Below are 22873 nucleotides of genomic sequence, written 5' to 3' on the forward strand. Positions count from 1 at the left end.
TGGGTTCAATATTGGGCGCCGCACGGGAGTTGTGCTGTATCCGTTGCCGTTGTCCGTGCGGCTCTCGCGTGTTTCACAAACGCTTTTAGTTTCAGGCTGTTAGTTTCAACCTATTGACTTCAGGCTTCCGACAGCGGAATTTCAATCGCGATGGCCGTGGCTTCACCGCCGCCGATACAGAGCGATGCAACGCCGCGCATCACTTTCTGCTCTGACTTATCGCCGTTGACGCCCAGCGCCTGCAACTGACGCAGGCTGTGGATCAACGTGACCAGAATGCGCGCGCCACTGGCTCCGATCGGGTGACCCAGCGCGCAAGCACCGCCTTTGACATTCACTTTGTCGACATCCAGCCCAAGCTGCTGCACGGCGATTTGGGTGACCACAGCGAACGCTTCGTTAATCTCCCACAGATCGATTTCATCCACCGTCCAGTCAAGCTGCGACAGCAGTTGTTCGATGGCGTACACCGGCGCCAGGGTAAATTCTGCTGGCAATCTGGCGTGAGTGGCGTGGCCGCGAATCACCGCTAAAGGATCCAAACCTTGCGAACGCGCGGATTCTTCATCCATCAACATCAAGGCAGCAGCACCATCGGCGATGGCACTGGAGTTGGCCGCCGTGACACTGCCATCTTCGGCAAAGGCGGGTTTAAGCTGCGGGATTTTGTCGAGCTTGATGGAACGCGGATGTTCGTCGTAATCGAGCAGTTCGGCCTGTTTACCAAACGTCAGCGGCGTCATTTCAGCGACAAAGAGTTGCTGCTCCTGCGCTTCCCAGGCACGTTGCGCAGACAGCGCTGCCCATTCGTCCATCGCTTCGCGACTGAACTCAAGTTTGTCGGCGATCTGCTGGGCAAACACGCCCATCAGGTGCCCGTCGTAAGCATCCTGCAATCCATCGAGAAACATGTGATCAAAGGTAGTTTGGTGGCCCATCCGCATGCCACTGCGAGCGTTGCTCAGCAGGTACGGCGCATTGGTCATGCTCTCCATCCCGCCCGCAATAATGCATTGCGCACTGCCCGCTTTGATGAGGTCATGCGCCAGCATCACGGCTTTCATGCCAGAGCCACACACTTTGTTTAAGGTGGTTGCCCCCACCGAGAGCGGTAGACCCGCATTCAGTGCCGCTTGCCTTGCTGGCGCTTGGCCGCAGCCGGCAGGCAGAACGCAGCCCATGAGCACTTCATCGACTTGTTCAATGGGGGCCGATGTGTCGTTCAATGCCGCTTTAATGGCCGCTCCGCCCAATTGCGGCGCGGTGTATTCTTTCAATGCTCCCTGAAAACGCCCTTGCGGCGTTCGTTTGGCAGATACAATCCAGATGGCTTTTTCCATGCCCCGTCCTCTTTGACGAAAGTGATGACCACAGATTGGCGCAAAGTCAGGTACTGCTGAATACGGCGACAAACGGTGCACAGGCGCCGTTTGGTCATTTCAACCCGGCGATTTTTCGCCCTGCGGTTTCTTGACGTTTACGTAAGCATAGCACTAACATTTACGTAAACGTAAAGAAACAAAATAACAACAATAAGATTTTCTCATCGGCCTCTGTAACCGATTTTGAACAGCACAAACGATCCTCAACCACAATGAGCAGTTGGAGGACATCATCAGGTGGAAACTTTTAAAATCAGTGAACTCGCAAAAGAGTTCGACATTACGACAAGAAGCATTCGTTTTTACGAAGACATGGGATTAATCGAGCCAGAGCGCAAAGGCACAGTGCGAATCTATCACCGCAGAGACAAGATTCGCCTCAAGCTGATTATGCGCGGTAAACGCCTTGGGTTTTCTCTGGCCGAGATTCGCGAATTGTTTGAGCTTTACGATGCTCATCAAGGCGAGACACAGTTGGTGAAAATGCTCAACATTATCGATGAAAAGAAAGCGGTGCTTCAGCGCCAGCTAGATGACATCGGTGTGGTGATGGGCGAACTGGAAGCAGCCCGCCAACGATGCGAGCTGGCGCTGAAAGCCCAATAACCTGAGCCGTTTCATCGTTCTCATCCGCTTGCGTTCCACTGCCTGAATGCAAGCTTATGGAGGTGTTATGAACAGCCAGTACCCGTCGCTTAATTTCGGTCTCGGTGAAACACTGGATTTGCTCAAAGAGCAGGTTCATGCGTTTGCCAGCGAACACATCGCCCCACTTGCGGCGCAAATCGACCACGATAATCAATTTCCTGTGCATCTCTGGCCCCTGTTTGGCGACATGGGGCTGCTCGGCGTGACGGTCGATGAAGCCTGCGGCGGCGCAGAGATGGGTTACCTTGCCCATGTGCTGGCGATGGAGGAGATCAGCCGCGCGTCGGCGTCCGTCGGCCTCAGCTATGGCGCCCATTCCAACCTGTGCGTCAATCAACTGTTTCGTAACGGCAATGCCAAGCAGCGCGAGGCATACCTGCCCAAACTGCTGGATGGGTCATGGGTGGGCGCGTTGGCAATGAGTGAACCCAATGCGGGCTCGGATGTCGTCAGCATGCAGCTCAAAGCCGAGCGTCAGGGCGATCACTTTGTGCTCAACGGCAGCAAAATGTGGATCACCAACGGCCCGGATGCGCAGGTGGTCATTGTCTACGCCAAGACCGATCCCAATGCCAAATCGCGCGGCATCACCGCGTTTATCGTCGAACGCGATTTCCCCGGCTTTTACCCGGCGCAGAAGCTCGACAAACTCGGCATGCGCGGCTCCAATACCTGTGAACTGGTGTTTGAAAACTGCCCCGTTCCGGCTGAGAACATACTGGGCGAACTCAACCAAGGCATCGAAGTGCTGATGAGCGGGCTGGATTACGAACGTGTGGTACTGGCCGCCGGGCCGCTGGGCATTATGCAGGCGTGTCTCGATCTGGTGCTGCCGTATGTGCACGACCGCAAACAGTTTGGTCACGCGATTGGCGAATTCCAGCTGGTACAGGCCAAAGTCGCTGATATGTACACCCGCCTGAATGCTGCACGTGCCTATGTTTACGCGGTCGCCAATGCCTGTGATCGCGGCGAAGTGACGCGCAAAGATTCCGCGGGCGTCATTCTTTACGCCGCCGAACTGGCCACCCAAATGGCGCTGGATGCGATTCAACTACTCGGCGGCAACGGCTATATCAATGAGTTTCCGGCCGGGCGCCTGCTGCGCGATGCCAAACTGTATGAAATTGGCGCGGGCACCTCAGAGATCCGCCGCATTCTGATTGGTCGTGAACTGTTTGAAGAGTCGCGCTAAGGCGTGTAACGGAGACGCAATGGCTGTGATAAAAACGAAAGCAAAACCTGAATCAGACCTGTTTCAGGCCAACGTCACCCACATGAGTGAACTGGTGAAGCAACTGCACACGCATCGTCAGGCACTCCAACTGGGCGCCGGAGAAAAGGCGATTGAACGCCAGCGGCAAAAAGGCAAACTGCCCGTGCGCGAACGGATGCAACGCTTGCTTGACGACGATTCATTCTTTCTTGAGGTCGGTCAGTTTGCAGCCTGGCAAGTGTATGAAGAATCAGTGCCGTGCGCTGGCGTGGTTGCAGGCATTGGCAAAATTCACGGCATCGAGTGCATGATTATTGCCAACGATCCCGCCGTCAAAGGCGGTACCTATTATCCGTTAACGGTCAAAAAACATCTGCGCGCACAGCAGATTGCGCAGCGCTGCCAATTGCCTTGTGTCTATCTGGTCGACTCCGGCGGAGCGAACCTGCCTCATCAGGCGGACGTGTTTCCCGATCGCGATCATTTTGGGCGCATTTTCTACAATCAGGCACGCATGTCGGCGCAAGGCATTCCTCAGATTGCGGTGGTAATGGGGTTGTGCACCGCCGGCGGCGCTTACATTCCGGCCATGGCAGACGTCGCCATCATCGTCAAACAGCAAGGCACCATCTTTCTCGCTGGCCCACCTTTGGTGAAGGCGGCAACCGGAGAAGTAGTGACCGATGAAGAACTGGGCGGCGCGGATGTGCACTGCAAAAAGTCCGGCGTGGCCGATTACTATGCGGATGACGATGCGCACGCACTGGCGCTGGCTCGCCAAGCCATCGCCAGCACCAACCAATCACCGACACTCGCACAAAAAGAATACTTACCGCCACGATATGACGCGCAAGAGCTATACGGCATCGTCAACGCAGATCTCCGGTTGTCGTTTGACGTGCGCGAAATCATTGCCCGCTTAGTGGACGATTCCGAGTTTGATGAATTCAAAGCGTTGTATGGCAGCACGTTGGTGTGCGGCTTTGCTCAGTTGCACGGCCATCGCATTGGCATTGTCGCCAACAACGGTATTCTGTTTTCCGAATCGGCGCAAAAAGGCGCGCACTTCATCGAGCTGTGCGCCAAACGTAAAATCCCGCTGCTGTTTTTGCAAAACATCACCGGATTTATGGTGGGCAAGAAAGTGGAAGCGGAAGGCATCGCCAAGCACGGCGCTAAGCTGGTGATGGCGGTGGCGTGTGCCGATGTGCCCAAATTCACCGTGATCATCGGCGGTTCTTATGGTGCAGGAAACTACGGCATGTGCGGGCGGGCGTACGATCCCACCATGATGTGGATGTGGCCTAACGCACGAATATCGGTGATGGGTGGCGAACAGGCAGCAGGCGTACTGACGCAGGTGCGGCGCGAGGTGAAAGCGCGCCAGCAGGAAGCGTGGCCGGATGACGAAGCCAGAGCGTTTCGCGACTCGATTGTTGAGTTGTACGACACGCAAGGCAGCCCCTACTACGCCAGCGCGAGGCTCTGGGACGACGGAATTTTGGATCCGCTCGAAACCCGTGATGTTCTGGGCCAAGCGTTAAATGCCGCGTTGCGAGCGCCAATTGCCGACAGCCAGTTTGGTATTTTCCGAATGTAAGCGGGAGGAGAACAATGAACCCTCGTCAAAGCGATGTGTTGTGTGAAGTGTCCGCTGACGGCATCGCCACGTTAACCCTCAACCGCGTCGAGAAGCACAACGCGTTTGATGATGTGATGATTTCGCAGTTGCTGGATAAGCTCACTCAGCTTCAATCCAACCCCGCCGTGCGCATTCTGTTGCTGCAAGCTAACGGGCAACACTTTTCTGCGGGCGCCGATCTGCAATGGATGCGCTCGATGGCCAGTAAATCCCGTTCCGATAATCACAGTGACGCGGCGCAACTAGCGCTGCTGATGCAGACGCTGGACACGTTCCCGCACCCAACCATGGCTATCGTGCAAGGCAGTGCCTTTGGTGGATCCTTGGGTTTGATTTGCTGCTGCGACATTGCGCTGGCCGCGCCGAATGCGCGCTTTTGCCTGAGCGAAGTGCGCCTCGGGCTGATTCCTGCCACCATCGGCCCTTATGTTTGCCGCGCCATGGGGAATCGCCAAGCGCGGCGCTACATGCTGAGCGCAGAAACGATTGACGCCGCTACTGCGCTCAACCTCGGTTTGGTGCATCAGGTGGTCGGCTATCAGCCGGATGCTCTCGAACAAGCGGTCAACCAGTTCACCATGCAACTCCTAGCCAATAGCCCGGCCGCCCTGACGCAGGCCAAAGCCTTGTGCGCCCGCTGCGACGCCGAACCGATTGATCAAAAGCTGATTGCGCACACCAGCCAAGTGATCGCCGAACTGCGGATTTCGGCGCAGGGACAGGAAGGACTCAACGCGTTTGTTGACAAACGCACACCGGACTGGCGCGCCGCAGACATTCAAACCGAAAACAAGCAAGACGGAGGCCAATGATGTCACTGCCCTCAAAAGTGACGATTGTGGAAGTTGGCGCGCGCGATGGGCTGCAAAACGAAGATTTTGTCAGCACCGATGCCAAAGTGGCGCTGATCAATCAACTGTCGCAAACCGGACTAAGCCACATTGAAGCGGGCTCGTTTGTGTCATCGAAATGGGTGCCGCAGATGGCTGATTCCAGCGAAGTGTTCGCGCGCATTGAGCGAGAAGACGGCGTGATTTACGCCGCCCTCACCCCCAATCTGCAAGGTTTTGAACAGGCCATGGCCAGCGGCGCCAATCAAGTGGCCATCTTTACCTCATCGTCCGAAGGCTTTTGCCAGCGCAACATCAACTGTTCGATTGCCGAAAGTCTGAAGCGCTTTGAACCGCTGATGCAGGCGGCGAAAACGCAACACATTCCGGTGCGCGGTTATCTCTCTTGCGTCGCGGACTGCCCCTATGATGGCCCGACCCAACCCGAACAGGTTGCCAGCGTGGCGGCGGATTTACTCGCCCTGGGCTGCTATGAAATCTCACTTGGCGATACCATCGGCACCGGCACACCGCTGCGCATCGCGCGGATGCTAGAAGCAGTACAACGCCATGTGCCCACCGAGCAACTGGCCGTTCATTTTCACGATACGTGGGGACAAGCGCTGGCCAATCTCTATCAGGCTTTGTCGATGGGCATTACGACGCTGGACAGCAGCGTAGCCGGGCTCGGCGGGTGCCCATACGCTTTTGGCGCCGCAGGCAATGTGGCGACAGAAGATGTGCTCTATTTGTGTCATGGGTTGGGGATTGAAACTGGGGTAGATTTACCTGCTGTGGCGCGTGCAGGCTGGGCGATCAGCGCCGAACTGGCACGAATGCCGACCTCTAAAGTCTCGCTCGCGCTGCATCAGCAGGCAATCGCGGCGACAAAAACAAAGCAGCACTGATTGCACTGCTTTGCTGAAAACCTGAAGTTGGAAACTAAGAGCGGAATAGATAGATGAAAAACCAGCTCAATTCAAAGCCGTTACCCCTTATGCGCAGATACCCAAACAACTTGGAGTTGCAGGTAGGCGGCAAATGAGTAAGTCCCCATGAGCATAGATACGCTATGTGATTGGGGTGAATGAATGCAGCCAACACCGCTGCAACTTCAAGTAGGAAGGGTATAGATGTGGTCGTCATAGCGTTTGCCGCCAATCTCATACGCCAGCGGTTCAATACGCGCTAAGGTAAAGCCGCACTTTTCCAGTACCCGCTCAGAGCCAACGTTCCCTTGCGTCACAATGGCGCGATACTGCTGAATGTCGTACTCCTGCTGCGCCCACTCAATGACCGCACGCAGCGATTCGGTGCCATAGCCTTTGCCGTGCTGCTCAGTCAGTAATAGGTAGCCCACTTCGGCCACGCCTTGCCCATCGAGAAATCCGGTGATGCCCACCCACTCTCCAGTTTCGCGCTCTTGAATCGTCAGACACAGCCACAAGTTTTGGTTCACAACCCAAGGAACCAGCTTTTGCGCAAACTTGTCCCGCAACTGGTTATCGTCTGGTTTATCGAAGCACAGAGAAATAACGTTTGGATCGTTATGCAGTTGCTGAAATAACGGCCATTCCTCGCGCGTTATGGGCCGCATAATAAGACGCGGCGTCACAATATGAATTTCATTTGCCACGTTTAGCGGGTTATTTACGGCTATTTCCATCGCGTTCCCTGCTCCTTTGTGATTGTATTTTCCGATGTTGCGCACAAAAAACAGACTGCCACCGAATGGTTGCGCTTGCAAAGACAATCTCACTAACCAACGGAAAAATAAAGAAATTAACCTATGAGCGGTCAATACTGATGGATTTTACCTATCGAACGTAGCCTATTTTGCGCAACTGACTATAGAAATTGCCTATCAATAGAATAGCTACAAGCGATTTTCCTAAATTGGGTGTGGATGGGAATATACATCCCGAAGACAAGACATTCCAAACCCAATAACTTAAAGGAAACTCGGAATATGATTAATACTAAAATCAAACCATTTAGCGCAACAGCATTCAAAGAAGGCAAATTCGTTGATATCACAGAACAGGACGTTCTGGGCAAATGGGCAGTATTTTTCTTCTATCCAGCGGACTTCACTTTCGTATGTCCAACTGAACTTGGCGACCTTGCGGATCACTACGCAGAGCTTCAATCACGTGGCGTAGAAGTGTACTCAGTATCGACTGACACCCACTTCACTCACAAAGCATGGCACGACAGCTCAGACACTATCGGCAAAATCAACTACTACATGGTAGGCGACCAAACTGGCAACATCACTAACAACTTCGGTGTGATGCGTGAAGGCCAAGGTCTGGCAGACCGTGCAACATTCCTGATTGACCCAGAAGGCGTTATCCAGGCAATGGAAATCACTGCAGAAGGCATCGGCCGTGACGCAGAAGACCTGATGCGTAAAGTAAAAGCAGCTCAGTACGTTGCTTCTCACCCAGGCGAAGTATGTCCAGCGAAATGGAAAGAAGGCGAGCAGACTCTGGCTCCTTCACTAGACCTAGTTGGCAAAATCTAACTAAGCCTGGCCAGTAATCTTTTGATTACGAACTAGTTCGAGAGCGAACTGGGCGTTTTACCTGACGACCTAAATGCCCGGTCCGCTCTCTCCCTTTTATCCAGAGTGACCACTCTAAAATTGAATAATAAAGAAAAAGGTATTTTCGTATGCTAGACCAAGCGATCAAGCAACAGTTACAACAGTATCTGACAAATTTAAAAGAAGACGTCCGTTTAGTGGTCAGCCTAGATGAAAGCAAAGGCTCACAAGACATTCTGGCACTGGCCAATGAAATCGCTGAACTCAGCCCACTGATCAGCGTAGAACGTGACGATGCCGCGAGCGATCGCAAACCAGTCATGACAGTGACCAACCCAAACAAAGGTACACAGCTGCGTTTTGCTGGTGTGCCGATGGGCCACGAATTTACTTCTCTGGTTCTGGCGCTGCTTCACTCTGGCGGTCACCCAATCAAACTGGAGCAAGAAACGATTGATCAAATCGCGAAACTCGGCAAAAAGCTCGACGTCGAAGTGTTCATTTCTCTGTCTTGCCAAAACTGTCCTGACGTAGTGCAAGCGTTCAACATGATGGCGGCGATCAACCCGGACATCCGCGCCACCATGATTGACGGCGCTCTGTTCCAGGACGAAGTGAAAAATCGCGACATCATGGCCGTTCCAAGTGTATTCATCAACGGTGAACTGTTTGGTCAAGGCCGTATGACTCTGACTGAAATCCTGAACAAACTGGATGACGGCGCAGCAGAAAAAGCAGCCGCAAGCCTCAACGAAAAAGACCCATACGATGTACTTGTGGTCGGCGGTGGCCCAGCAGGTGCAGCGGCTGCGATTTACGCAGCACGTAAAGGCATTCGCACGGGTATCGTGGCGCAGCGTTTGGGTGGTCAGGTGATGGACACCATGGCGATCGAAAACTTCATCTCCGTGAAACACACGGAAGGTCCAAAGCTGGCGGCGAATTTGGGTGAACACCTGAAAGAGTACGGCGTGGACATCATCACTGAGCAGCAAGCTGAGAAGCTGATGGGCGCTGAGTTCACAACAGATGGCAAAATCCACGTGAGCCTGCAAAGCGGCGCGACACTGAAAAGTAACAGTGTCATCTTAAGCCCGGGGGCTCGCTGGCGTGAAATGAACGTTCCTGGCGAACAAGAATACCGTAACAAAGGTGTAGCGTACTGCCCGCACTGTGACGGCCCGCTGTTCAAAGGCAAGAAAACCGCGGTTATCGGTGGTGGTAACTCAGGTATTGAAGCGGCTATCGACCTGGCGGGTATCGTCGAACACGTGACCGTACTGGAATTTGCTGACGTACTGCGTGCAGACCAAGTACTGATTAACAAGGCGAATTCAATGCCAAACATCGACATCATCACGATGGCTCAGACAACCGAAGTGGTGGGTGATGGGACTCGTGTGACAGGCTTGAAATACAAAGACCGCCACACGGATGAAATTAAGCAGCTTGAACTGTCTGGTATCTTCGTTCAAATCGGTCTGGTGCCTAACACCGAATGGCTGAAAGATTCAGCAGTTGAACTTTCTGCCCGTGGCGAGATTGAAATCGGCAGCCGCGGCGAAACGAGCATGGATGGTGTGTTTGCTGCAGGTGACGCAACGACAGTCCCTTACAAACAGATCATCATTGCGATGGGTGAAGGTGCGAAAGCAAGCTTAGGCGCGTTTGACTACCTAATCCGCAAACAAAGTTAAGAGTCCGAACATAACTTTGAGTCCTAAAAAAGGCGAACCGCAAGGTTCGCCTTTTCTTTTGCATTGCCGTTTTTACTTCGATCCATTTGCTGCGATGATAGCGCCGGACTAAGCGCTGGCGACCAGCTTCGCGGCCAAAGCTTTGTGTTCGGCCATCAGGGCTTGAATATCAAGCCCGGCAATGATGCCGTTTTTCACCCGCCATTGTCCGCCTACCATCACATGTTCCGCTTTTTCTGCACCGCACAGCAACAAAGCGGCAATCGGATCATGACTGCCGGAAAAACGCAGCTCATCGAGTTTGAACATCGCCAGATCGGCTTGTTTCCCGACGGCAATTTCGCCAATGTCCGATCGCCCGAGCAGTGCAGCCGAACCGCGGGTCGCCCAGCCAAGCACCACTTCTGGCGTGATGCGTTCGGCGCCATATTTCAGCCGCTGTAGATACAGGGCCTGACGCGCTTCATACATCATGTTGGAAGCGTCATTCGATGCGGAACCATCAACGCCCAACCCCACTGGCGCACCAGCAGCTTGCAGATCCAGCGTCGGACACATGCCCGATGCCAACCGCATATTCGATACCGGACAATGACACACGCCAGTCCCCGCGCGTCCAAGGCGTTCGATTTCTTGCTGATTAAAATGAATGCCGTGCGCCAGCCAAGTGCGATCGCTCAGCCAGCCGACGCTGTCGAGGTAATCGACCGTACGCATACCAAACATTTTGAGGCAAAAGGCTTCCTCATCGAGGGTTTCGGCAAGATGCGTGTGTAAACGCACGTCCAGCTCTTTGGCGAGCATGGCGCTGTCGGCCATGATGTTCTGCGTGACCGAGAAGGGCGAGCACGGCGCAAGCGCAATTTGGATCTGCGCGCCCTCGCCCCGTTCATGATAACGCTTCACTAAGCGCTCGCTGTCTTTGAGGATCACATCACCGCTTTGCACGGTGTGCCGTGGCGGTAAACCGCCTTCATCTTCCCCAAGGCTCATTGAACCTCGGGTCAACATGGCGCGCATGCCCATGTCACGAACGGCTGCCACCTGAATGTCGATCGCCTCATCCATTCCGGTCGGAAACAGATAATGGTGATCGGCCGCGGTGGTACAGCCGGATAACAATAATTCAGCCAGCGCCACTTTGCTGGCCAACTCCAGTGCTTTTGGTGTCAGCTTCGCCCAAACCGGATATAAGGTTTTTAACCACGGAAACAGCGGTACGCTCACAACGGGCGCCCACGCTCGGGTTAAGGTTTGATAAAAATGATGGTGAGTATTAATCAATCCCGGAATGATCACCAGCTCACGGGCATCAAACACCTCATCGACGGGCGTCGACGGCATTTGTCCTTGAGCTAGCAGTTCAACAATGCGGTTGTTTTCAATGACCAGACCGCCACTGGCATCGCAGTGGTTGGCGGTAAAACAGGCCAGCGGGGATTGTATCCATAGGCGTTGTGCAGACATAAGCAGGCTCCTTGATTGCTATGAGTTCAACGATCAATTACCCAGCTCAGTTATTACCCTGTCTGCTGATCCAGGGGCAGTTTGAAATGCGCGAATACCTTAGCGGAAAAGACGCGGCGGATAAAGCCTGTGGTTCACGTTATGCCAGATTGAGCGCCATCTCCACCAGCCCGTCCTGTTCCGACGCCACTCGAAACCCCATGCGGCGATACAACGCCTGCGCGCGGTTCTCACTGAACACCCGCAATCGCACTTGCTTGATGCCCTGCAGCGCAGCGCGATGCTTTACCCACTCAATGCAAGCCCGGCCAATACCCAACCCTTGTTGAGAAAGGTCCAATTGCAAATCGTGCACGAACAGACACGTTTGCTCCTCATTGGTTTCAAACGCCTCTTTTGAAATCAAAGCGATGCGAATGATGCCCACCCTTTCGCCCTTGTGCCAAACTTCAACGTTTTCCGTCTCATTCCAAGTGGCGTGATAACGGGCTGAATCCCACCTCCAGCCCCGGCTCTGATAATAGCGCGCCATGTTATTGCGGGTGAGCTGCTCGGCATAGTTCGCCTCTGAGGCGATTTGCCAGCTAACACCTTGCTCAGGGGTTTCCATGATATCTGTCATGTGCTCATCACCAACTCAGCATGCCCTGTATGTTCATCGGTTTGTTCGCGCACCACATGAAAACCCTGTTTGAGGTAGAACTGGCAACTGGCCTGATTCTCTTTGTATACCGTCAGGCTCAATTGAGCGCGCTGCAGTTTGGCGTGATCGAGCAGTAGCGTGCCGATGCCCTGCCCCTGACAATCCGGGCTGACAAAAATCGCCGCGAGCGTATTTTCATACAGCGCGTAAAAGCCAACCAGTTCGCCGCTGAGGAGATAGACATACACTTCCGATGCTGGCAGATATAAATGGCGCATGTTTTCAACCTGCGACTGCCAGTACGAAGCCGCGACAAAGTCGTGCGCCTCAATCGAGGCCGAAAGCCATACGTTAAGCAGATCGTCCATGTCTTCCACGCGAAATGGACGCAGGCCCGTCAGTTTTTCAGTCATACCATCGTTCCGGTTACTCGGCGTTAGCTAAAGTACAGGTCAAAAAATGGGATACCGCCATGGCGACCATGTGCGGAGATTCCAGATGCACACCGTGCGCTGCGAACGGCACATTCATAAAGTGGCCATCTTTGAGGGTTTCCACCAAAGCGACCGCTTCTGGCAGCGAAAACAAAAAGTCGTTGTCGCCACGAATGACTAAGGTGGGACAAAGAATCTCCAACACCTGACGATTCGGATAGCCGCTCTCGGAAGTATCGAGCCACAGCGCTTTCACTTTCTCGACCAGATGAGCAAAGTCCGGTTGCGGATTGCTCGCTTCATAGCGTGCGACATCGTCTTGAAAACGCGCTATCCAGAACTCTGGCGTCAAGCCTTTCAACACCTCAATCGAAGGATCGCCCGCTTCAAGCCGCCATTGCGAGCCGAGCGTGATCAGGCGTTTGACTCTGTCCGGATGCGCCGCAGCAAGTCGGTAACCGACAATGCCGCCGTCGCTAAAGCCGAGAATTGAAAACTCATCAATCCCCAGATGATCAAGCAGGGCTTCGATATCCGCTTGGTAACGCGCGTAACTCAAACTGCCATGGCCAAGGGTCGAACGACCGTGTCCACGAAAGTCGACGCTGACGATCTGGTAATCCTCAGGGATTGCGGCATAAAGGGTGAGAAGATCATGCGAACTGCCTAAACCGCCGTGCATCACCAATACGGTATGACGCTGCGGTTGGCGATGAATCTGATAGTGAAGCTGTGCGCCTTCGGCGTCGAACGTTCCTTCGATATTAGTCATTTTGTACTCTTGTTTGGGTCACGCTTGCTGATACCAATGCACCAATTGCTCTATCAGCCATTCGGGATTATCCAGCGGAATGTCGTGACCGTCTTGCGGGTTGAGGATCAACGGCGACTGCCATGCTTTGGCCAGCGCTTGTGTGGCTAAAGTGCTGACCAGTTTGTCGTGTAATGAAGAGACAAACATCAAGCGGCATTGTGGTTGCTGCGCCTTAAAAAGCAGCGCTGCGGCCAACTGGCGGATAAAGTTCATCGGCTGCATGGGCAGGCGCTGCTCCAGTGCTGACCATTGCGCGATGACGCCATCGTCCATCGGACGATTGGCTACCATACTATAAATGATGCGGGCTCTGCGTTGGGGTGGCGCACACAGTGCCCGTAAGATGTTGAGATAGTTATCAGGACGCAACCGCTGATAAAACGGGCTGAACCCTCGTGCGGTGGTATTGATGCAAAACAGGCTGCTCACTTCATTTGGGTAGCGTTCGGCCCAGTTGAGGCCAATCATTCCGCCCATAGAAATGGCGATGAGATCAACCGGTTCATTGCCATAGCGCTGAGCGCGCAGGCTGTCGACCATCTCCTCAATTCGCCACGGTGAGCGTTCTTGGTGGCGGTCGCCCGCTCCGGGGATATCGAGACACAGAAACTCACGCTCAGGAAACCGGGCATTGAGCTTTTCCGGAATCGTTCCCCAGTGATATTTGCCGCGAAACAAGCCACGGATCAGCACAGTTTGACGAGGCATGGTCTTTCTCCCGCAATCAAAGACTCGACCAGTTTAGTGTGTTAACTCCTGAGAAAGTTTGAACTGCTTCGGAGTCACACCAAACTCTTTCTTAAACAGGCGGATAAAATGGGAAATATTTTCATACCCCAGCTCAAGTGCGGTATCGGTGACCGACAATTGGTTCAAATAGCGTTTTGACTGATTGAGCTTCAAGCGGGTGAAATACTCTTTCGGTGTTTGGTTAGTGACCAGTTTGAATTTCTGGCTGAAGTTTGGCAGCGACATTCGCACTTCTTCCGCCAGTTCGGAAATCGATAACGGTTCGCCTAAATGGGCTTTCATCATGCGAATCGCACGATTGACCGGATGATGTTGATGCTGCGACAAAATCTCGTGCGAACCCTGCCGTTTCAGCAGTTCATACACCATTTCCTGTGTCACCAAATCGAGCAGAAACGGAATGTTGCTGTCGTTACTGCGCAAAATTTCCTGCGCGCGACCATGCAGCGTATAGATGCGATCTTGCAGATAATCCATCTGGAAGTGGCTGTAATCGTGATCGAGAGAGGCTTTCACTTCCAACTGGTCGCCGACTCTGGCGCTGACATCCTGCAACACGTCTTCACTGAATTCGTACACCAGTGCTTTGGTAAATTCCGACATCGACATGTGCACGTTGGCATGCGGTGGCAACAGTACGCACTGCTCTTTGCGATAGGTAAATTGCTGTGACTGATTGATACGCACATCTTTGCTGCCCTGCAAAATCGTGCACAGGCGTGGCGTCTCGTAAGAGCGGTATTCGCCCTGAAAATGCTTTGGCAGGTGATAGTACAGCATGTTGACTTTGTCGGTGGACAACGCGTATTCGGTTTCATCAATCCGACGGAAACTGTTGAGAGTTTTCATTCAGCCCAAATGGTCACGGTTTGCAGAAACGCCAGTGTAAGGGAATCGTTCTGATATGAACATGATCCCAACATAAAAAATGGGGATTTAGCGTGTAACAGAGGAAAGACAGAGCTGGATAAGGGAAAAGGTCAGGTGCTCATGACAGGGGGTTCATGAACACCTGAAGCCGGATTACATAGCCGCTTTCAGAATCGCAACGATCTCTTCATGCGTTGCCTGTTTCGGGTTCGTGAAACCACAAGCATCGTTGAGTGCGTTTTCAGCCAGAATGTCGAAGTCTGCTTCTTTCACGCCGAGTTCTGTCAGGCCAGCCGGAATGTTTACATCCGATGACAACTTGCAGATGGCGCGAATCGCTGCTGCCGCACCATCACGTGGTGTCATGCCTTCGGTATCCACACCCATAGCGCGTGCAACGTCGGTCAAACGCTCTGCCGCCACTTCGCTGTTGTATTGCTGTACGTGAGGCAGCAGTACTGCGTTGCACACACCATGTGGCAGGTCGTAGAAACCACCCAACTGGTGCGCAATCGCGTGCACGTAGCCCAATGATGCGTTGTTGAATGCCATACCCGCCATAAATTGTGCGTAAGCCATGTTGTCACGAGCGTTGATATCATCGCCGTGTTTCACTGCCTGACGCAGATTGGCCTGAATCATTTCAATCGCTTTGATCGCCACTGCATCAGTAATGGGTGTTGCCGCAACGGACACATACGCTTCAATCGCATGAGTCAGTGCGTCCATACCGGTTGCCGCCGTCAGTGACGCAGGTTTTGCCAGCATCAGCTCAGGATCGTTGACCGACATCATTGGGGTTACGTGTTTATCGACAATCGCCATTTTGATGTGACGTTTTTCATCGGTGATGATGCAGAAACGGGTCATTTCAGATGCGGTACCCGCCGTGGTGTTGACCGCAAACAGAGGCAGTTGAGGTTTCGCCGATTTATCGACGCCTTCATAGTCTTTAATTTCACCGCCATTGGCCGCCAGCAGCGCGATGCCTTTGGCACAATCATGTGGAGAGCCGCCACCCAGTGACATCACGCAGTCACAGTTGCTGGCTTTGAGTTTTGCTAAACCGGCTTCCACGTTATCCACGGTTGGGTTAGGTTTGGTTTCATCAAACACGACCGTGTCTACACCCGCTTGCTTAAGCAGGGCCGCCACTTTATCGACCACGCCCATTTTATTCAGAAAACGGTCAGTGACGATCAATACGCGCTGAAAACCGTGAGAGGCAATCGCCGTCGCGGCATCGGCCAGACAGCCCGGGCCCATCAGGTTAGAAGAAGGGATGTAAAACATGTTAGACATAATTGTGCTCCTCTGGCTTCAGCCAGTACAGGTCATGCTGTACCGTGCGGCAACCTTGTTCTTATTTACGGGGTTACGTTTGATTGGCTGTAGGCTAGCAGGGACAAAAATTGAGAACTAACGCGTTTTTAAACAAAATAGCTCAAATTTTCAAAACCAGAATTTTCCATTAGATCTAAATCAAGAAACTGAAATTCCAGCTGAAAATTTGAGCACAGATCAATTTTACCGATTACTCGGCAAACAGGTTGAGATACGCCTGATTGTGGTTAGGATCGGCTCCCTTGGCGACGGCATATAGCGGCTCGGCAATCTGATTCACCAGATCAACGATCCCGCTGTCCAGTTTTCCAGCATCAACCATACCACTGAGTAACGTCAGTACACCGTCCTGACTCATGCCCTCGCGATACGGGCGATCCTGCACCAGCGCCTGAAATACATCGGCAACCGCAATAATGCGCGCTTCCGTGCTCAGTTCTCGCTCCCGTGGGTGAAACGGATAACCGACCCCGTTGATGCCCTCATGATGAAACGCCGCCCAGCGAGCCACTTCCCCCAGCCCTTCAATATTGCGCAGGATTTCATAGGTTTCGTAGCTGTGACGACTCATGACTGCCCGCTCGTATTCATCCAGTGGGCCGGGTTTGTCGAGAATATCGTCGGGAATATTGAGTTTACCCAGATCGTGCAGCAGCCCGGCAATTTCAATTTTGTCGCACTGTGAGGCTGGCAACCCGTAAGCCTGTGCAATGCTGCGCGCCACATCCGCCACCCTGACCGAATGCTGCGCCGTGAACGGGCTTTTCTGATCGACGACATAGGACATGATGAGCGACAACTGCTTGATCTGCGCCAGAGAGAGTTGCTGGTTACTGGGCATGCGCCCCATGTCCCAGGTGTAACGAGTGATATGACGATCCTCAAGCGCAATCCAAAAGGCTTCCGCTTTTTGAATGCTCTGAAATACACGCACCAACTCGGGATCAAAATAACTCCCTGCGCTGTCGCTGATTGATTCCACGATGTCATCACGAACCAGCAAAATATCGCTTTCATAATGGCCCGCACCCAGCACATCAATCCTGTCGGCCAGAAATATCAGGTTCGCCATGCGCGCATCGCGCACACTGATGTCCGCTTTGTTCAACTCCGCCCACGGAGTGTGATGGTACAAAATCGGGACCGCAAATTTCGCCAGCGGCGCAAAGTTTCGTAATAACCGATGACCGATTTCACAATGAATATGCGCGTCATCCCAGTCGAAGTGATTCACCAGATTGGAGTGCATTTGTTCGGTCGACACGCCGCAGTCATGCAACATACCCAGTTCAAAAATGTACTGAATATCGTCATCGCTGAGCCCGATTTCGCTGGCAATCTGGCTGGCGATGTAACCCACCCGTTTGCCGTGATTGGTATCGTTCATTCCGACCAACGACACTGCGGTTTCAATCGCAATGACCATTTGGCGTAAGTCGATGTTCATATCCCTTGATTCATCCATTGTCGCCGCCTCAAATTAGCACTCCCTGATTTAAACATAGTCAGGGTTATGCTGATTTATGAACTTACATGAAGTGAAAATTTAACCATTAACACTCTTTAGCACAGCAATCTTCTGCGTATCTGGCTCAGGTCACAATTTAAGCGCGATGACAAAATCGTCCATTGAGAAATGACGCATCAGGGGATTGAAGCGATAAAAAACGAGCCGAATGGCTCGTTGACGTTCTGGGCTACTTTGGAAGAAAACTGAAGCCCGGAGAATAGCGATGTAAACCATCCATATCCCCTTTGCTCAGCGCCACGCCGTTAGCCCGGGCGATGGCGTAAACCATGCTGAGGTGAAACAGCATGTTCGGCACAATGTAATGATGGAAGAACTCAAACGGCGCCAACGCTATCGTGGTCTCTCCCGCGTTATCTTTTAAGACGCGGTCATCTTGCCAGTGGAGTAAAGCAGGTTCAGCCGCCAGATACGCGAGCGTTTGGGCAATTTGTTGGCGAACGGTTTGTTTGCCGGCTTGGGAAGTGAAAAAAGATACCTCTTCAACTCTGGCTAACGGGCAATAGCCGCGCAAAGCAAAATTGGCCGCAATTTTCGCGTTCATCTCCAATGAGAACATATCGTCTGCCAGCGCTGTGGCAAACAGTTCAGGCGGAATTTTCTCAACCACGGTATCCAGTTGTGTCAGGTACCGCATCAAGAGTGCTTTGATGTCACCGTCCATGTCGCGATTTCCTTAGTGCTTTATTCTGGCTGGTAAAACTGAACGCCCTGCGCTTTCTCATGCTGAAATTTCAGCGCGCAAGTTTTGCAAATACAGGCTTTGCGCTTGGCGTCTTTGGGCACTCGGTCCAGCAGCTCCTGTGGAAAAGTGATGTTGGGATCGTTGCACCAACAGGATTTCGTCACATCTCCGGTAGACAGATTAACGCAGGCATTGCCATTGCCGCATAACGGGCAAATTAACGGGTCGACATTCTGCACTTTATGGCTCACGCACGGGCTCCTAGAACAAGGTGGATGTTTTCGCCTCTCGGACGAGACGCCACACTACTTAAAGAGCTCGCGGCAGGCAAGTCATACGAGACATTCGGCGCCATCAAATCAACGATTTGTCCTGGTAACAGTTCACCCGCTCCATTTCGCCGTTTTGAATAACAAAAAAAGCATCCTGCGGTAAGTCCTGCTCCCACACTTTATCGTAGTTCAGACCCAACAGCAGTCCGCGCAGTACAATACCAGTAAGACCATGGCTGACCACCACGATATCTTCCTGTTCTGGCACTTCAGCCAACCACTCTTTCAGGCGCGCTTTCACATCCTGATAGCGTTCTGCGTTTGGCGCTTTGAGATACCAATCGCGACTATCGAGCAGTTGCGGATCCTCCTCCAGTAAATCAAACAGCGGCTTTTCTTCCCACTCGCCAAGTGAGAACTCTTTCAAACGGTCATCTTGATGCAAATGCGCTTTCTCAAAGCCAATTTCATCGCAGATGATATGAGCCGTCTGCACCGCGCGTCCCAGTGAACTGGCGTACACCCGATACGGGCGACCATTTAGATGAGATTTAAGGTGGGTACCCACCGCCAAAGCCTGAGCTTTACCTGTACTGGTGAGTGGTGAATTACAATGCCCCTGCAACTTTCGCTCGGCGTTGAACTGAGTTTGTCCGTGTCTGACAACAAAGATCTTTCTGGTCATGCATTCCCCCTGATGATGTCGATTCATCACGTTAGCCGATTCTCAAACCGACTGCAAAGGGCAATGCCGTTTAGTTAGCGTTCATCCAGCCTGAGCGCCATCGATACGAAATCCGCTTCTTGCTCCGTGATTCGGTATCCAAGGCGCTGATAAAAGCGAATAGCGGCGTGATTGGCGGCAAAGCTCGACAAAGTTATCGCCGAGCGTTGCTCTTTTTGGCCCATGGCGTTCAGTTGTTGCATCACCGACTGACCGATGGCCTGATTCTGATAGTGGGGAAAGATAATCAGCAGATGCACATGGTAAGCGTTGTCATAGGGTTTAAAACAGATGAGGCCGACCCGCTCGCCACGGTGCACAATCCAGTGGAACCAAGCCCACTGATAATCGGTGTGCAGGCGTTGACGCTGGAACTCATCATCCCAGCCAAACACTTCATCTACCAAGTCGAAAATACCTTGTTTAACCGTCGCGAAGACCTGTTCGAACTCGCTTAATTCAGGCGTGACGAATAATAAACCGCTGTTCTTTGTCGTCTCTGACTGGTTGTCCTTGTGCATCAACATATTCAAGGCTACTCCGGAAACTTCGCCACTTGCGGCGCTTCCAGCCCGGCTTTATGCCATTCGGTCTGCTCGCTGCAAAAAATGCGCGCATCCGGCGTTTTGCTTGGCTCTTCGTTAAGGCTTCCCGCCGGCACAATCAAAAATTTTCCGCTGGATGAAACGTAAGGCAGGCCGGAGCCGCATATCTTGCAAAACACCTGAGCAAATGAACGGTGCGGATGATCATAACGCTGCGTGACGTCCTCACCGCTCAGCCAACGAATGTTGTCCGGTGACGTAAACAGGTTGGAGGCATGCGCTGACCCCGTCATTTTTCGGCATTGCTCGCAATGACAGAAATAGAAATGTTTGAAGTCGTCTTCCACGGCAAAGGTCACTTCGCCGCAGCAGCATCCACCACTGATTTTATGACTCATAGAACCTCCTTGTCCCTTGATAGTATTGAGTTAATGCTTGATTAAGATGTGAATCAGACTTGACCAAGAATGATCACACTATAGTGGACGCGTTTTGTGTGCGACAAATTCGTGCTCTCACACTCCAGATTTATGACCTTGTTCTCAACCTACATCGCACGTACTTTTTACCCACCTTGTTACGTTCTCCAGCCATAAAAAAGCGAACTCAAAAGTTCGCTTAAACATCGTCAAGATATGAAGCAATCACGAATTCTTCATTATCTAGGCTGATATTTGTAACGCATCTGCTAGTAAAGATATGGAAGGAAGCGTGGCAGTACGTCGGTTGTATCAAGTGAATTTCGGATAAGAATTTCTATGGGTTAATGCCCGCCTAAGGGGCTGACAACGCATTAGGCATGGCGCAATACTCAAACACAACAACCGTAACCACCGCCGCTCATTGGGACTGGAAACACCAGGCGGTAACAGTCCCTCTTGAGGCGTTTGTTATGTACGATGCCCCAACACTTGCTGCCAATGCTCATGGCTTAAAGCACTTTTAGGAATATAAATACTACGTTTTTGCATGCTATCTTCAAAATATGAAACCTTGGCTGTCGACCAAATACCAAAAGGAAGAAAGCGACACGGCTGAGTGACATCGCAAGCAAACCCTTTGAAAAGCAATCTTCCACCTGACATTTTTAGCGCACTATTCCTGAGCTTGCGCCACAGCATAAATACTCTAATGGTTGTACCCATACTCATAGCAAAAACAAAGAGCCCTAACCACTGATTGCTACCACTTGAGAGCCCAAACAAAACAAGCGACAAAAACGCTATATAAACGAATTCCATGAAAACATATTTGTAAATATTCAATCTAATATTAATGTCCATATTTCAACACCGTCTTAAAGGATGAGTAACGCAATACCGAAGCCGCCGTATACCACCTTAAACACTAAATACAACGCCCAGCAAAAATGCCACGCGTTGTGAATCACTCTTAAACGCCTTGTTATAACGCAGTTTTAGCCTTAGGTTTTTCACCTAAGTACTGCGAAAACCTTAACAAATAACCGTCTGGGTCTTGGACAAGGAACTCCTTTTGTCCAGACAAACACTCACCCACGTCGTACCAAGTTTCTTTTAGTTCTCTGAAGAGTTTAATATTTGAAGCCTTAACTCGTTCATACACTGGTGCAATATCAGAAAGCTCAATCTGAAAATTCACACCCCTTCCAAGTGGCCAAACCAACTCACCTATCACCCATGCTTCATCGTGGATTTGCTCCAACATAATTTGAATTTGCTCAAGCTCAAGGTAAACAAAATCTGGCTCTTTTCTCTGATTTCTAATTTTGAAGCCAATGATTTCACAATAAAAATCTATAGAATTAGTAAAGTTTGATACCGACAACTCAGGCACCATCGGGTTCCAATATTCTTCCATTTCAATCCTTGATATATGGCGTACTCAAATGCGTTATAACGCCGTGTTAAAGGGTGAACAACGCGATGCCACACAACTTAAACCATTGTGCCATAAACACAAAAGCTAAACTTTGAACCAAAAATGCCAAGCGTTAAGAACCCCTCTTAAACGCCTTGTTATGTGTATAATCCTAAATGCTTTTCGATGAAGGCTAAGTCAGCGTCAAAGAAGTCACCACGAGGAATATCGGTAGGAATAAACCAGTAGAAAGTTTGCTTCCGTTCTAGGTCTACGGCTGCTGGCTCTTGGTTCGGTAGAGCCTCTAAAACTACATAACTTATTTCACCACCATAGTTATTTTGAGCAGTGTGATTACCTAGAACCTTAAGACCATTTAAACCTGTTTCTTCCCATAGTTCCCGTATAGCGGCTTGCTCACCACTTTCACCAGAATCAACCGAGCCGCCTGGAAATTCAAAAACCATACCTTTACCACGTCGGTAGCGGTTCTGAACAAGAACTTTACCTTGTTTTACCACTACAGCCATTGATAGATCTTTCAAACTGAACTCCTTTCCAAGCGGATAGACATAACGCCGCGTTAAGGTGAAAGTATTTTTAATAATAAATATTATTTATCAATGATTTATATAATAATCATAGCTTGATTTAGAATTAAATGTAGTAAATATGTAGCTTGTAATGACAATCAGAAGGTAGTTATCTCATTGATAAACTTTAGTTCGAGCAACTGCAAGAATGTAACAAAGTTAGTATAAGTAACTTGCCCGAAGTAGATGCTATTAATGCTACGTTTATTTTGACCGAGAGTGTAGAGTGCGTAAGCTTGCGATAAAACATCCACCTCCTTCTAGTAGGTGGATGTTTGCTATCAATGTTAGCCCCGATTAGCTTGTCTTACATTTCTATTTTAAGGCGTTAGTCAATATCTGTTAGTTAATCAACAAAGTAATGAACATATCAAAATAACCGTTAGAATATAATTATTAGCG

Annotated in this window: 25 protein-coding genes; 7 read left to right on the forward strand and 18 right to left on the reverse strand. The window is 51.4% G+C overall.

Translation table 11 applies throughout. The features are described 5' to 3' along the window. Nucleotides 1-119: 119 nt before the first annotated feature. Nucleotides 120-1340, reverse strand: a complete 1221-nt coding sequence (locus DYA43_RS15260) for a thiolase family protein (RefSeq protein ID WP_061055808.1) — start codon at nt 1338-1340, stop codon at nt 120-122. 279 nt (nt 1341-1619) lie between these two features. Between DYA43_RS15260 and DYA43_RS15265 the strand changes: the two genes are divergently transcribed. From DYA43_RS15265 to DYA43_RS15285, 5 genes are all read left to right on the forward strand, one after another. Continuing rightward, the gene (locus DYA43_RS15265; protein ID WP_020328236.1) at nt 1620-1988 is read left to right on the forward strand and encodes a MerR family transcriptional regulator; all 369 of its coding nucleotides are present in this window, start codon (nt 1620-1622) and stop codon (nt 1986-1988) included. A gap of 67 nt (nt 1989-2055) precedes the next feature. After that, on the forward strand, nt 2056-3225 hold the full coding sequence (locus tag DYA43_RS15270; RefSeq protein WP_024373136.1) for an isovaleryl-CoA dehydrogenase: 1170 nt from the start codon (nt 2056-2058) through the stop codon (nt 3223-3225). 19 nt (nt 3226-3244) lie between these two features. Then, nucleotides 3245-4846: a carboxyl transferase domain-containing protein gene (locus DYA43_RS15275; RefSeq protein ID WP_061055809.1), complete on the forward strand. Its 1602-nt coding sequence runs from the start codon at nt 3245-3247 to the stop codon at nt 4844-4846. Between the two features lie 14 nt (nt 4847-4860). Continuing rightward, nucleotides 4861-5700, forward strand: a complete 840-nt coding sequence (locus DYA43_RS15280) for an enoyl-CoA hydratase-related protein (RefSeq protein WP_061055810.1) — start codon at nt 4861-4863, stop codon at nt 5698-5700. After that, the gene (locus tag DYA43_RS15285; RefSeq protein WP_172465313.1) at nt 5700-6626 is read left to right on the forward strand and encodes a hydroxymethylglutaryl-CoA lyase; all 927 of its coding nucleotides are present in this window, start codon (nt 5700-5702) and stop codon (nt 6624-6626) included. Before DYA43_RS15280 ends, DYA43_RS15285 begins: the two co-directional genes overlap by 1 nt. A 206-nt stretch (nt 6627-6832) precedes the next feature. Here DYA43_RS15285 and DYA43_RS15295 read toward each other — a convergent pair whose 3' ends face one another. Further along, the gene (locus DYA43_RS15295) at nt 6833-7384 is read right to left on the reverse strand and encodes a GNAT family N-acetyltransferase (RefSeq protein ID WP_061056090.1); all 552 of its coding nucleotides are present in this window, start codon (nt 7382-7384) and stop codon (nt 6833-6835) included. Nucleotides 7385-7687: 303 nt separating this feature from the next. On the opposite strand from DYA43_RS15295, the gene ahpC reads away from it, so the two are divergent. Both ahpC and ahpF read left to right on the forward strand, forming a co-directional pair. Continuing rightward, entirely contained in the window at nt 7688-8245 is a 558-nt protein-coding gene (gene ahpC, locus DYA43_RS15300) for an alkyl hydroperoxide reductase subunit C (RefSeq protein WP_020328230.1), read from the forward strand. A gap of 149 nt (nt 8246-8394) precedes the next feature. Beyond that, nucleotides 8395-9963, forward strand: coding sequence for an alkyl hydroperoxide reductase subunit F (gene ahpF, locus DYA43_RS15305; protein ID WP_061055812.1), 1569 nt, complete (start codon nt 8395-8397; stop codon nt 9961-9963). A gap of 108 nt (nt 9964-10071) precedes the next feature. Here ahpF and DYA43_RS15310 read toward each other — a convergent pair whose 3' ends face one another. From DYA43_RS15310 to DYA43_RS15395, 16 genes are all read right to left on the reverse strand, one after another. Next, nucleotides 10072-11430, reverse strand: coding sequence for an 8-oxoguanine deaminase (locus tag DYA43_RS15310; protein ID WP_047460643.1), 1359 nt, complete (start codon nt 11428-11430; stop codon nt 10072-10074). Nucleotides 11431-11569: 139 nt separating this feature from the next. Continuing rightward, complete coding sequence (locus tag DYA43_RS15315) at nt 11570-12052, reverse strand: GNAT family N-acetyltransferase (protein ID WP_061055813.1); 483 nt, start codon at nt 12050-12052, stop codon at nt 11570-11572. Further along, the gene (locus tag DYA43_RS15320) at nt 12049-12486 is read right to left on the reverse strand and encodes an N-acetyltransferase (protein WP_115241598.1); all 438 of its coding nucleotides are present in this window, start codon (nt 12484-12486) and stop codon (nt 12049-12051) included. Before DYA43_RS15320 ends, DYA43_RS15315 begins: the two co-directional genes overlap by 4 nt. Nucleotides 12487-12499: 13 nt before the next feature. Beyond that, nucleotides 12500-13279, reverse strand: a complete 780-nt coding sequence (locus DYA43_RS15325) for an alpha/beta fold hydrolase (protein WP_061055814.1) — start codon at nt 13277-13279, stop codon at nt 12500-12502. An 18-nt stretch (nt 13280-13297) separates the two neighbouring features. Further along, the gene (locus DYA43_RS15330) at nt 13298-14029 is read right to left on the reverse strand and encodes an alpha/beta fold hydrolase (RefSeq protein WP_061055815.1); all 732 of its coding nucleotides are present in this window, start codon (nt 14027-14029) and stop codon (nt 13298-13300) included. Between the two features lie 33 nt (nt 14030-14062). Next, entirely contained in the window at nt 14063-14920 is an 858-nt protein-coding gene (locus DYA43_RS15335; RefSeq protein WP_020328222.1) for an AraC family transcriptional regulator, read from the reverse strand. 174 nt (nt 14921-15094) lie between these two features. Beyond that, nucleotides 15095-16243: an L-threonine dehydrogenase gene (gene yiaY / locus DYA43_RS15340; RefSeq protein ID WP_061055816.1), complete on the reverse strand. Its 1149-nt coding sequence runs from the start codon at nt 16241-16243 to the stop codon at nt 15095-15097. Nucleotides 16244-16475: 232 nt separating this feature from the next. Then, complete coding sequence (locus DYA43_RS15345; protein WP_061055817.1) at nt 16476-17750, reverse strand: HD domain-containing phosphohydrolase; 1275 nt, start codon at nt 17748-17750, stop codon at nt 16476-16478. A gap of 232 nt (nt 17751-17982) precedes the next feature. Further along, a complete protein-coding gene (locus tag DYA43_RS15350) occupies nt 17983-18477 on the reverse strand; it encodes a DUF1993 family protein (RefSeq protein WP_061055818.1) in 495 nt (164 codons plus the stop codon). A 20-nt stretch (nt 18478-18497) separates the two neighbouring features. Continuing rightward, nucleotides 18498-18749, reverse strand: coding sequence for a cysteine-rich CWC family protein (locus DYA43_RS15355; RefSeq protein ID WP_020328218.1), 252 nt, complete (start codon nt 18747-18749; stop codon nt 18498-18500). A 103-nt stretch (nt 18750-18852) separates the two neighbouring features. Then, a complete protein-coding gene (locus DYA43_RS15360) occupies nt 18853-19455 on the reverse strand; it encodes a histidine phosphatase family protein (protein WP_047460628.1) in 603 nt (200 codons plus the stop codon). A gap of 74 nt (nt 19456-19529) precedes the next feature. Then, complete coding sequence (locus DYA43_RS15365; protein ID WP_199251583.1) at nt 19530-20021, reverse strand: GNAT family N-acetyltransferase; 492 nt, start codon at nt 20019-20021, stop codon at nt 19530-19532. Nucleotides 20022-20029: 8 nt separating this feature from the next. Beyond that, entirely contained in the window at nt 20030-20437 is a 408-nt protein-coding gene (locus DYA43_RS15370) for a GFA family protein (protein ID WP_061055819.1), read from the reverse strand. A gap of 492 nt (nt 20438-20929) precedes the next feature. Next, nucleotides 20930-21322, reverse strand: coding sequence for a hypothetical protein (locus DYA43_RS23135; protein ID WP_225869374.1), 393 nt, complete (start codon nt 21320-21322; stop codon nt 20930-20932). A gap of 121 nt (nt 21323-21443) precedes the next feature. Next, nucleotides 21444-21878: a bleomycin resistance protein gene (locus DYA43_RS15390; protein ID WP_061055820.1), complete on the reverse strand. Its 435-nt coding sequence runs from the start codon at nt 21876-21878 to the stop codon at nt 21444-21446. 158 nt (nt 21879-22036) lie between these two features. Further along, nucleotides 22037-22423: an NUDIX hydrolase gene (locus DYA43_RS15395; protein WP_024375272.1), complete on the reverse strand. Its 387-nt coding sequence runs from the start codon at nt 22421-22423 to the stop codon at nt 22037-22039. Nucleotides 22424-22873: the final 450 nt, after the last annotated feature.

The sequence above is a fragment of the Vibrio fluvialis genome (assembly GCF_900460245.1).
Taxonomy (GTDB): domain Bacteria; phylum Pseudomonadota; class Gammaproteobacteria; order Enterobacterales; family Vibrionaceae; genus Vibrio; species Vibrio fluvialis.

Bases quoted from the DNA above. Each gene is read 5' to 3' on its own strand.
- DYA43_RS23135 (WP_225869374.1), bottom strand. From the start codon at position 21,322: ATGGACATTAATATTAGATTGAATATTTACAAATATGTTTTCATGGAA.
- yiaY (WP_061055816.1), bottom strand. From the start codon at position 16,243: ATGTCTAACATGTTTTACATCCCTTCTTCTAACCTGATGGGCCCGGGC.
- DYA43_RS15260 (WP_061055808.1), bottom strand. From the start codon at position 1,340: ATGGAAAAAGCCATCTGGATTGTATCTGCCAAACGAACGCCGCAAGGG.
- DYA43_RS15390 (WP_061055820.1), bottom strand. From the start codon at position 21,878: ATGGAAGAATATTGGAACCCGATGGTGCCTGAGTTGTCGGTATCAAAC.
- DYA43_RS15325 (WP_061055814.1), bottom strand. From the start codon at position 13,279: ATGACTAATATCGAAGGAACGTTCGACGCCGAAGGCGCACAGCTTCAC.
- DYA43_RS15360 (WP_047460628.1), bottom strand. From the start codon at position 19,455: ATGACCAGAAAGATCTTTGTTGTCAGACACGGACAAACTCAGTTCAAC.
- DYA43_RS15315 (WP_061055813.1), bottom strand. From the start codon at position 12,052: ATGACAGATATCATGGAAACCCCTGAGCAAGGTGTTAGCTGGCAAATC.
- DYA43_RS15345 (WP_061055817.1), bottom strand. From the start codon at position 17,750: ATGGATGAATCAAGGGATATGAACATCGACTTACGCCAAATGGTCATT.
- DYA43_RS15275 (WP_061055809.1), top strand. From the start codon at position 3,245: ATGGCTGTGATAAAAACGAAAGCAAAACCTGAATCAGACCTGTTTCAG.
- DYA43_RS15365 (WP_199251583.1), bottom strand. From the start codon at position 20,021: ATGTTGATGCACAAGGACAACCAGTCAGAGACGACAAAGAACAGCGGT.
- DYA43_RS15370 (WP_061055819.1), bottom strand. From the start codon at position 20,437: ATGAGTCATAAAATCAGTGGTGGATGCTGCTGCGGCGAAGTGACCTTT.
- DYA43_RS15285 (WP_172465313.1), top strand. From the start codon at position 5,700: ATGTCACTGCCCTCAAAAGTGACGATTGTGGAAGTTGGCGCGCGCGAT.
- DYA43_RS15280 (WP_061055810.1), top strand. From the start codon at position 4,861: ATGAACCCTCGTCAAAGCGATGTGTTGTGTGAAGTGTCCGCTGACGGC.
- DYA43_RS15270 (WP_024373136.1), top strand. From the start codon at position 2,056: ATGAACAGCCAGTACCCGTCGCTTAATTTCGGTCTCGGTGAAACACTG.
- DYA43_RS15295 (WP_061056090.1), bottom strand. From the start codon at position 7,384: ATGGAAATAGCCGTAAATAACCCGCTAAACGTGGCAAATGAAATTCAT.
- DYA43_RS15335 (WP_020328222.1), bottom strand. From the start codon at position 14,920: ATGAAAACTCTCAACAGTTTCCGTCGGATTGATGAAACCGAATACGCG.
- ahpC (WP_020328230.1), top strand. From the start codon at position 7,688: ATGATTAATACTAAAATCAAACCATTTAGCGCAACAGCATTCAAAGAA.
- DYA43_RS15350 (WP_061055818.1), bottom strand. From the start codon at position 18,477: ATGGACGGTGACATCAAAGCACTCTTGATGCGGTACCTGACACAACTG.
- ahpF (WP_061055812.1), top strand. From the start codon at position 8,395: ATGCTAGACCAAGCGATCAAGCAACAGTTACAACAGTATCTGACAAAT.
- DYA43_RS15320 (WP_115241598.1), bottom strand. From the start codon at position 12,486: ATGACTGAAAAACTGACGGGCCTGCGTCCATTTCGCGTGGAAGACATG.
- DYA43_RS15330 (WP_061055815.1), bottom strand. From the start codon at position 14,029: ATGCCTCGTCAAACTGTGCTGATCCGTGGCTTGTTTCGCGGCAAATAT.
- DYA43_RS15310 (WP_047460643.1), bottom strand. From the start codon at position 11,430: ATGTCTGCACAACGCCTATGGATACAATCCCCGCTGGCCTGTTTTACC.